Here is a 13,968-nt window from a genome sequence, read left to right on the forward strand (position 1 = left end):
CCCTCGGGCTAATTGCCTCAAGGCATTATAGACATAAAACCTTGTGTTTAATACAGTGTCTGTGAAGATTCATGCAAGAGCTGGCCGTACAGCGTGTGCCGCATTTTGGCGATCTTGCCTTCCTCCACGGCCGCGAGCACCGCGCATTGCGGCTCGATCAGGTGGCGGCAGTTGTAGAACTTGCAGTGTCCCAGATAAGGCGCAAACTCGACGAACGCGCGTTCCAGCATGCCCTCGCTCAGATGGTAGAGGCCGAACTCCTGGAAGCCCGGCGAGTCGATGATGGCCGAACCGGGGCCCAGATCGGGCAGGGTGTACAGGCGGGTGAAGGTGGTGGTGTGCTTGCCGGTGTCCAGCGCCGCCGAAATTTCGCGGGTGGCGATGTCGGCTTCCGGCACCAGCAGGTTGATCAGCGAGGACTTGCCCATGCCGGACTGGCCGATCAGGATCGACGATTGCCCGGCCAGCAGCGGTTTGAGCAGGGCCAGCGTGTCGTCCGGCCGCGCCTTGGCCGACACCTCGTGCACCGGATAGCCCAGCGCGGCATACGGCGCCACCCGTTCGCGGGTGCGCGCCAGCGATTCCGCCACGTCGGTCTTGTTGAGAATCAGGTGGGCCTTGATGCCGGCCGCCTCGGCCGCCACCAGCGCGCGCGAGACCAGGTCGTCGGTGAAGCCGGGCTCGGTGGCCACCACGATGAACAGCTGGGTCAGATTGGCTGCCAGCAGTTTCGACTTGTACTGGTCCGAGCGGTACAGCAGGGTCTGGCGCTCTTCGATCTGGTCGATCACGCCCTGGTCGGGCGAGGTCATGGTGATGTGGACGATGTCGCCCACAGCCACATTGGTCTTTTTGCCGCGCGTGACGCATTGCAGCTTGAGGCCGTCCGATTCCGCCAGATAGTGGCGGCCGTGGGCGGCAATGATGGTGGCGGTGCGCTGCTGGTTGGATGCGTCGCTCATGCTTGCGCCGCCAGATTCAGTTGACGGATGCGCACGCTGGCCGGCGGGTGCGAGTCGTAAAACGCCGAATGCAGCGGATCGGGCGTCAGCGTGGAGGCATTGTCCTCGTACATTTTCACCAGCGCCGAGACCAGGTCGCGCGCATCGGTGTGTTTGGCGGCGAAGGCGTCCGCTTCAAACTCGTGCTTGCGCGAACCGATCGAGGTCAGCGGGTTGAACAGGAAGGTGAACACCGGCAGCACCAGCATGAACAGCAGCAGCGCCATGGCGTCGTTGCCCTGGCCTGGCAGCAGCACCGGATTGACGCCCAGGCCGTCGTAGAACCATGGCTGGGTTTTCAGGTAGCCGAGCAGGGCCAGGAAGCCGAGCGAGATGGCAAACATCATGGCGATGCGCTTGATGATGTGCTTGAGCTTGAAGTGACCCAGTTCGTGCGCCAGCACCGCCTCGATTTCCTGCGGCTGCAGGCGCGCCAGCAGGGTGTCGAAGAACACGATGCGCTTGGCCGCGCCAAAGCCGGAGAAGTAGGCGTTGCCGTGGGCGCTGCGCCTGGAGCCGTCCATCACGAACAGGCCCTTGGAGGCGAAACCGACGCGCTGCATCAAGCCCTCGATGCGGGCTTTCAGCGACTGGTCTTCCAGCGGCGTGAACTTGTTGAACAGCGGTGCGATCACGGTCGGGTACAGCACCATGATCAGCAGCTGGAAGCCGCTCCACACGATCCAGGTGTACAGCCACCACAGGTCGCCGGCCTTGGCCATCAGGGTCAGCACTACCCACAGCAGCGGCAGGCCGATGGCCGCGCCCAGCAGCGCGCCCTTGACCATGTCGGTAAAGAACAGGCCCTTGCTCATCTTGTTAAAACCAAAACGTTGTTCGAGATTGAACTGCTTGTAGTAGTCGAAGGGCAGGTCGATGGCGCCGGAAATCAGGGTGAAGGCCGCCAGCAGCGCCAGCTGGTAGGTCATGCCGGGGCCGGTGACCTGGAAAATCTGCAGCGACAGCCACTGCAGCCCGCCCAGCAGGGTGAAGCCGACCAGCACCAGGGTGTTGACCATCAGCGTCAGCAGGCCGAACCTGGTGCGCGCGATGGTGTAGTCGGCGGCCTTCTGGTGGGCTGCCAGCGGTATCTTTTCAGCGAATTCCGCCGGCACGGCGCTGCGGTGCGCCAGCACATGGCGGATATGACGCGAGGCCAGCCAGAAGCGCACCAGCAGCGTCAAAATGATGAAAGATACGAACAAAATCGAAAACGCGAGTGAATACATTCTATGCCTGTGAGAAAATGGCGGATTCGGATTAATTTAGCCAAGAGAGAATTATGTCACAAGCTACTGATTTGCCAGAAGGTTCCGCCGCTACGCCGCGCCAGAACGAGTTCAACCTGGTGTGGGTGGACATGGAAATGACCGGCCTGGAGCCGGACACCGACCGTATTATCGAAGTGGCCATGGTCATCACCGATATGCACCTGAACGTGCTGGCCGAAGGCCCGGTGCTGGCGATCCACCAGTCGGACGAAACCCTGGACAAGATGGACGCCTGGAACAAGGGCACCCACGGCCGCTCGGGCCTGACCGAGCGCGTGAAAGCGTCCACCATCAGCGAAGCCGAGGCGGAAGAGGAGCTGATCAAGTTCATGAAGCTGTGGGTACCGAAGGGCAAAGCGCCAATGTGCGGCAACACCATCGGCCAGGACCGCCGCTTCATGGTGCGCTACATGCCGAAGCTGGAAGCCTACTTCCACTACCGGAACATCGACGTCTCCACGCTGAAGGAACTGGGCAAGCGCTGGAAGCCGGAAATGGTGAGCGGCTTCAAGAAAGCCCAGAAACACACCGCGCTGGCCGACATCATCGAGTCGATCGAGGAACTGAAGTACTACCGCGAGCACTTCATCAAGCTGTGATGAAGCCGCTGCTGCTGGCGCTGGGCGTCTTGATCGCATTCAGTGCGCAGGCGCAGCAGTTCACCTTCAAGGATTGGGCGCTCGCCTGCGACAACACCCGGCATTGCGAGGCGGTCGGCTATCAGGCGGAGGACGCCGCACAGCCGGTCACCTTGTGGCTGGGGCGTGACGCCGGCGGCAACGCCGCGGTGGTCGCCCGCATCGACGCGCAGTTCGACCAGGACGACACCGGTCCCTACACCATCCGCGCCGGCAAGACGGTCGTCAGCGGCATTGCGCAGGGCGAGCTCACCGCCGCCCAGGTCGCGCTGCTGCTGCCGGCACTGAAGGATGCGGAGGTCGCGCTGGTCTCCGATCCGCGGCATCGATGGGAACTGTCGCTGGCCGGCCTGAAGGCCGCGCTGCTCAAGATCGACGATTTGCAGGGGCGTGTCGGCACCGTGACCGCCTTGTCGCGTCCCGGCGCCAGGCCGGCCAGCGCGGTGCCTGCCGCCTTGCCGGCGCCGCTGCTGCGTGCCGTATCCGTTCCCGCGCCGCGTGCGAGCGACGCCAAGCTGCTGCCCGCCATCCTGAACGCCTTGCGCGATGCCGACTGCGAGGCCGATGCGCCGCCGGCCGATTCCGGACGCAACAGCGAGATCGCCCGCCTGTCGGCATCTGAAATGCTGGTGTTTCAGGAGTGCATGCGGGGCGCCTATCAATCGGTCTACGCCATCTGGCGCGTGAGCGACAAGCCGCCGTACAAGGCGGTGCGCATCATGCTGCCGAACGCGGAAGGCAAGCTGGACGACATGCTGACCGAACCGTATTTCGACAAGGGCGTGCTGGGCTCTTTCGCCAAGGGACGCGGGCTGGCCGATTGCGGGACTTCCGATCAGTGGCTGTGGACCGCCGACGGCTTCAAGCTAAAGGAATCGTCGATCGGCCCGATGTGCCGGGGCATGCCGGGCGGCGGCTTTATGCTGCGTCTGTGGACCACGCGATGAAAGCCGGCCGGGGCCGGCTTTTTTCATGGCGGGTGCTGTGGCGCACGCAGACCCGGCTGCTGATGGGATAGAGTAGGGCATCTGTGATTCCTGGTGTTTGCCATGGCCCGACCTTATCGCCTGCTTGCCGTTGGTGTGCCGCTGTTGCTGCTGGCGCTGGCCGCCTGCGCGCCTTTGAAGACGCTCAACGCCTTGTCGCCGGGCGGTGCCTCCGAGTGCATCGAGGGCGTGGCGTACGGCGAGGGGCCGCGCCGCAAGCTCGATGTGTACCGGCCGCGCGATCTGCGCGGGCCGGCGCCGGTAGTGGTGTTCTTCTATGGCGGCAACTGGGTCGGCGGCGCGCGCGACGACTACGCCTTTGTCGGCCGTGCACTGGCGTCGCGCGGCATTGTCGCGGTGATTGCCGATTACCGCCTGCATCCGGAAGTGAGCTATCCCGATTTCCTGCGCGACGCCGCACAGGCGGTGGCATGGGCGGCGCGCGAGGCGGCGCGTTATGGCGGCGATCCGAAGCGGTTGTTTGTGATGGGGCACAGCGCCGGCGCCTACAACGCCGCCATGGTGGCGCTCGATCCGCGCTGGCTGGGCGAGCAGGGCATGAGGCCCGCCAGCTTGCGCGGCTGGATCGGCCTGGCCGGCCCGTATGACTTCCTGCCGATTGAGAATCCCACCACCAAGCCGGTGTTTCACTTCCCCGATACCCCGACCGATTCGCAGCCGATCCACCACGTCCGCGCCGGTGCGCCGCCGGCCCTGCTGATCGCGGCGGCCAAGGACAAACTGGTGGAGCCGGCGCGCAATACCGGCCAGCTGGCGGCGCTATTGCGCGCGCAGCAGGTACCGGTGCAGGAAAACTATTACGACTCGGTGCGGCATACAACCTTGGTGGCGACCATCGCCGCGCCGCTGCGCTGGCTGGCGCCGACGCTGGACGAAGTGGCGGCCTTCGTGCTCAAGCCGCCCGCATGACGAAAGGCACGCCGCGCGCCCAGCGGTTGGAGGACAGCGAGAACGTCAGCGCGCGCACCTGGTGATACCAGCCGGCCGGCACGTACAGCATGTCGCCGGGATGGACGGTTACCTCGATCATGCTGGCCTGGCGCGCCAGCGGGAATTGCCCGTAGTCCGGCGACTCCGGATCGAACGGCGAGCCAAACAACATGGCGCTGGCTTCACGCACATACAGGAATTCGTCGTGATGCGGCGGCGACAGGATGATGCGCTTGGTGCCCCAGATCTGGGCGAAGATATTGTCGTCGTAATCGCAATGCAGCGGCGTGACCGTGCCGGCCGGGCCGATCCAGAAACGGGCAGGCCCCATTTTGTCGAACCAGGTCGGCCAGTGGCACATGCTGTTCAACTCCTTCAGCTCCAGGTTGCCAAGGTAGGGCGGCAGGCCCTCGGTGCGTCCGGCCAGGTCGAGATAGTCGGCCATGGTCATATCCTGCATGGCGCGGTCCGGCGCGAAAGCGGTGTTGATGTAATCGCCCACGCGGGCGCGCACATGCAGCTGCGCGTAGCGGTCGCGCAGCATGTCAGGCGTGTGCCGGGTCAGCGGCCAGCGGCCAACGATGCCATCGACCAGAAACGGCAAACCCTGCATGGCGCGCGCGCGGAAGCCGGCTGCATCACGCAGCTTCAAGCGCGGCACTTCCGTCAAGACAGGCAGCACCCGCGACGCCTGTTTGATGGCCTCGCGCATTTCGTGGATGGAGCTGACGCCGCGTATCTGCGCGTCGCGCTGTTCCAGTGCCTGCTTTTTGGCGGCCAGTTCCTCCGGCGAGAGAATGATGCGCGGCGGCAGCCGCTTCGATACTTCGTTCGACATAAACAATTCCTTGGAGGGCGTCTATTTTACGCGATCGTCGAAATCGGCTAATCTGGAGCAAGCTACCAGGCAAATGAAACGGTTCAGGCCAAGGCCTGCAGCACCAGCCAGGCGTTGGCGCTGGAAATGATGGCGAACAGGAACCACGACAGCGCGGTGGTCCACCAGGCGTTGACGAAGTTGCCCATGATGCGCCGTTGCGACGTCAGGCTGATCAGCGGGTACATGGCGAAGGGCAGTTGCATGCTCAGCACCACCTGACTCAGCACCAGCAGCTTGCCGACCGAGTGTTCGCCCAGCGTCAGCACGCCGATCATGGCCGGCACCAGCGCCAGCCCGCGCGTGATGGCGCGCCGCTGCCAGCAGGGGATCTTCATTTTCAGGAAGCCTTCCATGATCACCTGGCCGGCGATGGTGCCGGTGAAGGTGGAGCTTTGGCCGGAGGCCAGCAACGCCAGCCCGAACAGGACGGCGGCCAGCGCGGTGCCGGCCACCGGCTCCAGCAGGCGGTAGGCTTCATCGATGTCCAGCACGCGTTCATTGCCGGGTTCGTGGAAGGCGGCCGCCGCCAGCACCAGGATGGAGCCGTTGATCAGCAGGGCCAGCAGCAGGGATACCACGGTGTCGATGCGCGACAGGCCGATGGCTTCGCGCCTGGCGTGATCGCTCTTGCTGACCACGCGCGTCTGCACCACCGAGGAATGCAGGTAGAGGTTGTGCGGCATCACGGTGGCGCCAAGGATGCCGATGGCCAGGTACAGCGGCTCGCGCGCGGACAGGGCGCTGATCGACGGCACCAGCCCGGCCGCCACCGCCTGCCAGTCCGGCTTGACGAAAATCAGTTCGGTGAACAGGCAGATCGCCACCGTCAAAATCAGGCCCAGCACGATGGCTTCCACCTGGCGGAAGCCTTTGCCTTTCAGACCGAGCACGATCATGGTATCAAGCGCGGTCAGCGCCACGCCCACCGGCAGCGACACGCCCAGCAGCAGCTTGAACGCCAGCGCGCAGCCCAGCACCTCGGCCAGGTCGCAGGCGATGATGGAGATTTCGGCAAAGCCCCACAGCGTCTTGCCGACCACCGGCGGATACTGTTCGCGGCAATGCACAGCCAGATCCTTGCCGGTGACGATCCCCAGCCGCATGCTCAGGCATTGCAGCACGATCGCCGCCAGGCTGGACAGCACCACCACGAACAGCAGTTGATAACCAAACTGCGAGCCGCCCTGGATCGCCGTGGCCCAGTTGCCCGGGTCCATGTAGCCGACCGAGACCAGCAGGCCGGGGCCGGCAAAGCGCAGCACTTTTTTCCAGAACGGATCGCTTTCCGGCACGGAGACGGTGCCGGCGACCTCGGAGGGGCAGAACGGGGCGGTAGCGGTGGTGGGGAGCTTGAAGGAGAACATAGGCATCCTGAAAAAGATGCCTGAATTCTACTGTAGAAGAAAGACGGCTGCCTCTGTCATTCCGCCGATTCGGCGCCGTGGCACTTCTTGTACTTCTTGCCGCTGCCGCAAGGGCAGTCGTCATTGCGGCCGACTTTCGGCTCGTCGCGCTTGACGGTCTCGACGCCGGCCTTGCGGCGCGGCAGCCAGAATTTGTAGATGTTCGGCAGGTTGGCTTCCAGTTCCAGCGCCAGCTTGTGGGCTTTGACCGGGTCTTCCACCAGCGGCAATTCCTCTTCCTCGATTTCGTCGGCGCCCAGCAGGTAGATCGGACGCATCAGGTCGGACTGTTCGGAATCCCAGATCGGGTCCCACGAGCCGGGGCGCAGTTCCATGCCTTCCCAGAAGCCCCAGCACCAGGCTTCGGCGTTGATCAGGGTCTGCCCTTCGTGCTCGTGCTCGACGAACAGCGGCTCGAATTCCTTCGGCGCCACTTCAAACGTCACCAGCACCTCGTTCATGAAGCGCATGATGAGGTGGATGATGCGCTGTTCTTCCTTCTCGTGCTTGAACTTCGGCACGTCGCTGTCGTCCTTGCCCCAGACTTTCTTCAGCCATTCTGCCGGCATGATGGGTTCCGGGCCGATGGCGATGGCGGTCAGGTAGCCATGGAGCATGTCCATGGTCATGGCGTCTTCCGGCGTGCGGTCGGACAGCAGGAAACTGTCCAGTTCGTCGAATTCTTTTTCGCTCAGGGGCTGATCGAGTTGCATAACTTGCTCTATTTATTTGGGTGAATATGACAGTATACACGCCGCGCCCCGTACAATGGCGCTATGACTGTACCTCACCCATATTCCGCATTGAGCCCGGACTGCGTGCTCGACGCCCTCGACAGCATCGGTTTGCGCGGCGACGGCCGCCTGCTGGCGCTGAACAGCTATGAAAACCGCGTCTACCAGGTGGGCATTGAAGACGACAAGCCGCTGGTGGTGAAATTCTATCGCCCCGGCCGCTGGAGCGACGATGCTATCCTGGAAGAGCACGCCTTCACCCAGGAGCTGGCCGCCGCCGAGATTCCGGTGGTGCCGGCGCTGGCCCTGCACGGCGCCACACTGCATCATTACCAGGGCTTCCGCTTTGCCGTGTTCACCCGCCACGGCGGCCGCGCGCCCGAGCTGGGCGATCCGGCGGTGCTGGAGTGGACCGGGCGCTACATCGGCCGCATCCACGCGGTGGGCGCGGCCAGGGCCTTCCAGCACCGGCCGGCGCTGGACATCGACACCTTCGGCACCGAGCCGTGTGATTTTTTACAGGTCAACGGCTTCATCCCGGACGATTTGAAAGCCGCCTACGCCAGCATCGCCCAGCAGGCGCTGGACGGCGTGCGCCGCTGCTACGAGCGCGCCGGCGAGCTGCCGCAGCTGCGCCTGCACGGCGACTGCCACGGCGGCAACGTGCTGTGGACCGATGCCGGTCCGCATTTCGTCGACTTTGACGATGCGCGCATGGGGCCGGCGATCCAGGATTTGTGGATGATGCTGTCCGGCGAGCGCGCCGAGCAGGTACGCCAGATGGGCGACATCCTGGCCGGCTACGAAGACTTCTGCGAATTCAATCCGCGCCAGATGCACCTGGTGGAAGCGCTGCGCACGCTGCGCCTGATCCACTATTCGGCCTGGCTGGCGCGGCGCTGGGACGACCCGGCGTTTCCGGCCGCTTTCCCCTGGTTCAACACGCAGCGCTACTGGCAAGACCGCGTGCTGGAGCTGCGCGAGCAGGTGGCGCTGATGGACGAGCCGCCACTGCCGGTCTGAGCGCTCAGACCAGGCCCACTCCCTTGCGCAGGCTGGCGTCCACCGGTCCGGCCGGCATGAAGCGGCGCAGCTTGCTCAGCAGCGAGGCCTGACCCGGCGGCTGGCGCCGCATGCGCCATTTGCCCAGTGCCGCCTCGACGATGGTGGCGGCCACGCTGTCCGGCTGCGGGGCGCCGCTGACATTGCCGGCCACCGCCTGCGTGACAATGCCGCGCTCGCGGTCGTAAGCGGCGATCGGCGCGCTGGCCGACGGCGAATTGCTGTCCAGGCTGGTCCTGGTGTAGGAGGGCGCGACCAGCGTGACGCGCACGCCGAACTGGCGCACCTCGTGATCCAGCGTTTCCGATACTCCCTCGACCGCGTGCTTGGACGCCGAATACAGGCCCATGTAAGGCGCCGGCAGGAAACCCAGCACGGAGCTGACGTTGACGATGCGGCCGGCGCGCTGTTCGCGCATATGCGGCAACACCGCCTGAGTGGTGCGCAGCAGGCCGAACAGATTGGTGTCGAACAGCGACTGCGCCTCGCTCACGCTGGTTTCCTCCACCGCACCCATCATGTTCATGCCGGCATTGTTGACCAGCACGTCGATGCGCCCGGCACGGCCGATGATGGCGGCAATGGCGCGCTGCACCGAAGCGGTGTCGCGCACGTCCATTTCGATCAGCGTGACGCCGCGGATCGGCGTGGCCTTGGAAAGATTGCGAACGCTGCCAAACACTTCGCAGCCGCGCTGCGCGAATTGTTCGGCCGCCGCCCGCCCGATGCCCGACGACACGCCGGTCACCAGCACAACTTGGGATGTCCTCATGGTATTTCCTTTCAGATTTAAGCTCGCAGGTAATCGACGCGCCCGGCATCAGGCTCCGTTGCGGTGGTGGCCTCCTGCGGCCGGATCTTGAACCAGATCGAGTACATGGCCGGCAGGAACACCAGCGTCAGTACCGTCCCGGCCAAAGTGCCGCCGATCAGGGTGTAGGCCAGCGTGCCCCAGAATACCGAATGGGTCAGCGGAATGAAGGCCAGGATGGCGGCCAGCGCGGTCAGGATCACCGGCCGCGCGCGCTGCACGGTGGCCTCGACCACGGCGCGGAACGGATCCAGCCCGGCGGCCTCGTTGTGGTGGATCTGCCCGATCAGGATCAGCGTGTTGCGCATCAGGATGCCCGACAGCGCGACCAGCCCGACCAGCGCGTTGATGCCAAACGGCTGCTGGAACAGGATCAGGGTCGGCACCACGCCGATCAGGCCCAGCGGGCTGGTGAGGAACACCATCACCATTGCCGCAATCGAGCGCACCTGGAAAATGATCAGCAGCAGGGTGATGGCCAGCATGATGGGGAACAGCGGCGCCATGGCTTTGGTCGCCTTGCCCGACTCCTCGATCGAGCCGGCCTGTTCGATGCGGTAGCCGGCCGGCAGCTTGTCGATGATCGGCTGCAGCTGCGCGCTGATGGCGGTTGATACGTCCGGCGGCTGCAAGCCATCGGCAATGTCGCCGCGCACGGTGATGGTCGGCAGGCGGTCGCGCCGGCGCAGCACCGGTTCTTCCATGCGCACCTCGACCTTGCCCACCTGCGACAGCGGAATGCGCTGGCCGTTGGCGCCAGCCAGGGTGAAGTCGCCGATCCGGGCCGGATCGAGCCGCGCCCCTCCGGCCGAGCGCGCCACCACCTGCACGGTGCGGATGTCTTCGCGCACACTGGTGACGGGCGCGCCGCTGAGCAGGAATTGCAGCTGCTGCGCCACCGCGCTGGTGCTCAGTCCCACCGCCTGCAGGCGGTCCTGCTGCAACACGAAGTGCAGGGTGGGGACGCGGACGCCGCCGTCGGTGTTCACAGTGCGCATCATCGGGCTGCTTTCCATCAGATGTTGCACCTGGTCCGCGATGCCGCGCAGTTGCGCCGGGTCCGGACCGCTGACGCGGTAGGCCACCGGGAACGGCGAATACGGGCCGAACACCAGCTGGGTGACGCGTACCCGCGCCTCGGGCGCCAGGCCGGCGGCTGCCGCCGCGCGCAGGCGCTGCTTGAGCGCATCGCGCTCGTGCTGGCTGTCGGTGCGGATGACGATCTTGGCAAACGAAGGATCGGGCAGTTCCGGCCCCATCGCCAGGTAAAAGCGCGGTGCGCCCTGGCCGATGTAGGCGGTAACGATTTTCGCTTCCGGCTGCTTGCTCAGCCAGGCTTCGACTTTGGCGGCGGCAGCGCTGGTTTGCGCAATCGCGCTGCCGTATGGCAGTTGCACCTCCACCAGCACTTCCGGCCGGTCGGAGATCGGGAAAAACTGCTTCTTGACCAGCGCCATGCCCAGGATGGCGGCCACAAACAAGCCGATCACGGAAGCGGCCACCAGCCATTTGCGGGCGATGACGCGCCCCAGCACCTGACGGAAGCGGTTGTAGCGCGGCGTGTCGTACAGCGCCTCGTGGCCGCCGGCGACGGCCTTCATTTCCGGCAGCAGCTTGACGCCCAGGTAGGGCGTGAACACCACGGCCACCACCCACGAGGCGATCAGCGCGATGCCGACGATCCAGAACATATTGCTGGTGTACTCGCCGGCGCTGGAGCGGGCAAATCCGTTGGGCATGAAGCCGACCGCTGTCACCAGCGTGCCGGACAGCATGGGCGCCGCCGTGTGGCTCCAGGCGTAGGCGGAGGCGGCAATGCGGTCGTAGCCTTCCTCCATCTTGACCACCATCATCTCGATGGCGATGATGGCGTCGTCCACCAGCAGGCCCAGCGCCAGGATCAGCGAGCCGAGGGTGATGCGGTCGAAATTCTTGCCGGTGGCGGCCATGATGACAAACACCACGGCCAGGGTCAGCGGCACGGCCGCCGCCACCACAATGCCGACGCGCCAGCCCATGCTGACAAAACTCACCAGCATCACCACCAGCAGGGCGACAAAGAATTTGACCATGAACTCGTCGACCGCCGAGCTGATATTGACGGCCTGGTCGGTCACCTTGCTCAGGCTTATGCCCAGCGGCAGCTCGGCGTTGATGGCGCCGACTTCGCTGTCCAGCGCCTTGCCCAGGTCGAGGCCGTTCCAGCCCTCGCGCATGACGACGCCCAGCAGCAGGGCCGGCTCGCCGCCGTTGCGGATCATGAAGGTGGCCGGGTCTTCGTAGCCGCGCTTGACGGTGGCGACATCGGATAATTTCAGCGTGCGGCCTTGCGCCACGACTGGCGTGTCGCGGATCTTCTGCAACTGGTCAAAGGCGCCATCCAGGCGGATGAAGACTTGCGGGCCCCTGGTTTCCACCGAACCGGCCGGCGTCAGCATGTTCTGGCCGTTGAGGGCGGCAAACACGTCCTGGGGGCTGATGCCCAGCGTGGCCAGGCGTGCGTGCGAGAACTCGATGTAAATCCGTTCCGATTGCTCGCCAACGATGTTGACCTTTTTCACGCCGGCCACGCGCAGCAGGCGCTGACGCAGCGTTTCGGCGTCGCGCACCAGCAGGCGCTGCTGCTCGCCCCTGGCCTTGAGCGCAAACAGGGCAAAGGTGACGTCGGCATACTCGTCATTGACCATCGGGCCGATCACGCCAGCCGGCAGGTTGGCGGCTTCGTCACCGACTTTCTTGCGGGCCTGGTAAAACTCTTCCTTGACCTCCGAGGGCGGCGTGCTGTCGAGCAGGGTGAGGGTGGTGAAGGCGAGGCCGGGGCGGGTATAGGTCTCGCTGCGGTCGTACCAGCGCAATTCCTGCAGGCGCTTTTCCAGTTTTTCCGCGACCTGGTCCTGCATTTCCTGCGCGCTGGCGCCGGGCCAGGCGGTGACGATGGTCATCACCTTGACCGTGAAGGCCGGATCTTCCGCCCGTCCCAGCTTGAAGAAGGACAGGACCCCGGCCAGCGAGATCAGGCAGATCAGGAACAGCGTGACGGCGCGCTCGCGCACCGCCAGCGCCGACAGGTTGAAACGGCCCGCGCTCACGGCCGTGCTCCTGCGGTGGCGGCAATGCGCACCGGGGCGCCGTCGCGCAGCAGATGGGCGCCCAGCGCGACGATGCGGTCGCCTTGTTGCAGGTTGCCGCTGACACGGGCGCGGTCTTCATCGAGTTGCTGCACCGCGACCGGGCGCCAGCTGACCTTGGCCGGATTGCCGCTGATCAGCCACACGCCCGGTCCCTTGCCGGCGTCGTACAGGGCGCCGATCGGCACTTGCAGGCCGCCGGGCGCCGCCGCCGGCCCGTCGGGGATGCGAATGGTGACGGTGGCGCCCAGCGGCGCGTTGGCCAGTTCGCCCTCCAGCACATAGCGCGCCTCGAAGGTGCGGGTCAGGCGGTCGGCGGTGTCCGACAGTTGGCGCAGCCTGGCGGCCACGCTGACATCGTCCTTGCCAAACAAGGTGGCCTGGCCGGCGGAGCCGAGGGCGGGACGCAGTGTTTCCGGCAGCTGGACCAGCGCTTCGCGCCGGCCGGCATGGGCCAGGCGCACCACCGGCTGGCCGGCGCTGACCACCTGGCCGGGTTCGGCCAGCGTTTCCATCACCACGCCATCGCCGTCGGCCACCAGCAGCGCATAGCCGCTGGCGTTGCGGGCGACGTCGGCCTGGGCCTCGGCCGCGCTGAGCTGGGCCTTGGCGGCATCGGCGGCGGCCTTGGCCTGGTCGTAGGCCGAGGCCGAGATGGCGCCGGTGCCGCGCAGGTCGCGGTAGCGCGCCTCGTCTTCGCTGGCCTGGCGGGCCCGCGCACGGGCCGCGCTGACGGCTTCCTGCTGGGCGTGGGCGGCCAGCTTCAGGTCGACCGGATCGATGCGCATCAGGGGCTGGCCGCGCTTGACGGTTTGCCCGGCGTCCACCAGCCGTTCCAGCACCTTGCCGGCAACGCGGAAACCGAGGTCGCTCTGGACCCGGGCGGCGACGGTTCCGGTGAATGAACGTGAGGCGGCCTCGGCTGGTTCGACCGGGGCGGCGCGCACCAGCGGCGCCTCGGTGCGCGGATCGGTGGCGGGTTTTTCGCTGCAGGCCAGCAGCGTTAGCGGCAGCAGGGCATAAATGACTGGGGTTGGATATCGCCGGAACATGAGCATCCCATGAGCAAAGTGATAGGAGTGCTCATTATGGTTCCAGTGACC

The 13,968-nt window shown here is 65.5% G+C and carries 12 protein-coding genes; 4 read left to right on the plus strand and 8 right to left on the minus strand.

Going from position 1 to position 13,968, the window contains the following annotated elements; genetic code table 11:
* Nucleotides 1-47: 47 nt before the first annotated feature.
* Entirely contained in the window at nucleotides 48-962 is a 915-nt protein-coding gene (gene rsgA / locus ABDW57_RS25425; protein ID WP_343732934.1) for a ribosome small subunit-dependent GTPase A, read from the minus strand.
* On the minus strand, nucleotides 959-2,230 hold the full coding sequence (locus tag ABDW57_RS25430) for a M48 family metallopeptidase (RefSeq protein ID WP_343732935.1): 1,272 nt from the start codon (nucleotides 2,228-2,230) through the stop codon (nucleotides 959-961). The genes rsgA and ABDW57_RS25430 overlap by 4 nt, the downstream gene beginning before the upstream one ends.
* Before the next feature lie 53 nt (nucleotides 2,231-2,283).
* Here ABDW57_RS25430 and orn point away from each other — a divergent pair, with 53 nt between their 5' ends.
* From orn to ABDW57_RS25445, 3 genes are all read left to right on the plus strand, one after another.
* On the plus strand, nucleotides 2,284-2,871 hold the full coding sequence (gene orn / locus ABDW57_RS25435) for an oligoribonuclease (RefSeq protein WP_343732936.1): 588 nt from the start codon (nucleotides 2,284-2,286) through the stop codon (nucleotides 2,869-2,871).
* Nucleotides 2,871-3,857 (plus strand): DUF1176 domain-containing protein, encoded by a 987-nt coding sequence (locus tag ABDW57_RS25440; RefSeq protein ID WP_343732937.1) that lies wholly within the window; start codon nucleotides 2,871-2,873, stop codon nucleotides 3,855-3,857. Before orn ends, ABDW57_RS25440 begins: the two co-directional genes overlap by 1 nt.
* 102 nt (nucleotides 3,858-3,959) lie before the next feature.
* Complete coding sequence (locus ABDW57_RS25445) at nucleotides 3,960-4,826, plus strand: alpha/beta hydrolase (RefSeq protein WP_343732938.1); 867 nt, start codon at nucleotides 3,960-3,962, stop codon at nucleotides 4,824-4,826.
* Here ABDW57_RS25445 and ABDW57_RS25450 read toward each other — a convergent pair.
* The 3 genes from ABDW57_RS25450 to ABDW57_RS25460 form a co-directional block, all read right to left on the minus strand.
* Complete coding sequence (locus ABDW57_RS25450) at nucleotides 4,810-5,685, minus strand: cupin-like domain-containing protein (RefSeq protein WP_343732939.1); 876 nt, start codon at nucleotides 5,683-5,685, stop codon at nucleotides 4,810-4,812. The genes ABDW57_RS25445 and ABDW57_RS25450 overlap by 17 nt on opposite strands.
* A gap of 83 nt (nucleotides 5,686-5,768) precedes the next feature.
* A complete protein-coding gene (locus ABDW57_RS25455) occupies nucleotides 5,769-7,097 on the minus strand; it encodes an Nramp family divalent metal transporter (RefSeq protein ID WP_343732940.1) in 1,329 nt (442 codons plus the stop codon).
* Between the two features lie 50 nt (nucleotides 7,098-7,147).
* Nucleotides 7,148-7,843, minus strand: coding sequence for a UPF0149 family protein (locus ABDW57_RS25460; protein WP_343732941.1), 696 nt, complete (start codon nucleotides 7,841-7,843; stop codon nucleotides 7,148-7,150).
* Between the two features lie 63 nt (nucleotides 7,844-7,906).
* On the opposite strand from ABDW57_RS25460, the gene ABDW57_RS25465 reads away from it, so the two are divergent.
* On the plus strand, nucleotides 7,907-8,887 hold the full coding sequence (locus ABDW57_RS25465) for a serine/threonine protein kinase (protein WP_343732942.1): 981 nt from the start codon (nucleotides 7,907-7,909) through the stop codon (nucleotides 8,885-8,887).
* A gap of 4 nt (nucleotides 8,888-8,891) precedes the next feature.
* On the opposite strand, the gene ABDW57_RS25470 is transcribed toward ABDW57_RS25465, so the two are convergent.
* Genes ABDW57_RS25470 through ABDW57_RS25480 form a run of 3 tightly spaced genes read right to left on the minus strand, consistent with a single transcriptional unit; the run spans nucleotide 8,892 to nucleotide 13,917 of the window.
* Complete coding sequence (locus ABDW57_RS25470) at nucleotides 8,892-9,698, minus strand: oxidoreductase (RefSeq protein ID WP_343732943.1); 807 nt, start codon at nucleotides 9,696-9,698, stop codon at nucleotides 8,892-8,894.
* A gap of 17 nt (nucleotides 9,699-9,715) precedes the next feature.
* The gene (locus ABDW57_RS25475; protein ID WP_343732944.1) at nucleotides 9,716-12,826 is read right to left on the minus strand and encodes an efflux RND transporter permease subunit; all 3,111 of its coding nucleotides are present in this window, start codon (nucleotides 12,824-12,826) and stop codon (nucleotides 9,716-9,718) included.
* Nucleotides 12,823-13,917, minus strand: coding sequence for an efflux RND transporter periplasmic adaptor subunit (locus ABDW57_RS25480; RefSeq protein ID WP_343732945.1), 1,095 nt, complete (start codon nucleotides 13,915-13,917; stop codon nucleotides 12,823-12,825). Before ABDW57_RS25480 ends, ABDW57_RS25475 begins: the two co-directional genes overlap by 4 nt.
* Nucleotides 13,918-13,968: the final 51 nt, after the last annotated feature.

Source organism: Duganella sp. (genome assembly GCF_039595735.1).
In the GTDB taxonomy this organism is placed as follows: Bacteria; Pseudomonadota; Gammaproteobacteria; order Burkholderiales; family Burkholderiaceae_D; genus Rugamonas.